General features: G+C 48.4%; 1 protein-coding gene. It reads right to left on the bottom strand.

The window, feature by feature from the left end:
• Nucleotides 1-529 (bottom strand): efflux RND transporter permease subunit (locus R8N47_RS28160; protein ID WP_318186477.1); only part of this gene is annotated, 529 nt, incomplete at both ends.

Here is a 529-nt window from a genome sequence, read left to right as displayed (position 1 = left end):
GCGTGATCATAAACGCGACAACGGTACTAAAGATAACGCTTATAGGAACGTTGAACGCCAGTGGCGCCATGTAAGGCCCCATCATCCCAGTGATAAAAAACATCGGCGTAAACACGATAACAATCGCGACCGTCGACATTAACAAGGCGCTACGAATTTCTGCCATGGCGAGAACAATCGCATTGGTTCGTGTTAGATTTTTTCGTTTGAGGTAGCGTTCAATGTTGTCGATACTCGCGATCGGATCGTCCACGATCAAACCTAGCGCCAAAATCAACGCAAAGAGTGTGACTCGGTTGATGGAATAGCCAAATGCCAAGTCCATCCCGAGCGCGGCGCCATAGCTAATCGGAATCGCGATACCAACCACCAATGCGCTTCGCCAGTTCAAGAACAAACCGACAAACACCACGACCGTTAGAATAGAGATGCCAAGGCTTGATACCAAGTTGTTTACTTTCGCATTCGCCGTTTCGCCATAGTCACGAATGACTGCAACTTGAACTTGTGGAGGAAACTGCTCGGATTG

The sequence above is a fragment of the Vibrio sp. 2132-1 genome (genome assembly GCF_033344315.1).
This window is presented reverse-complemented; position numbering and strand designations above follow the sequence as displayed.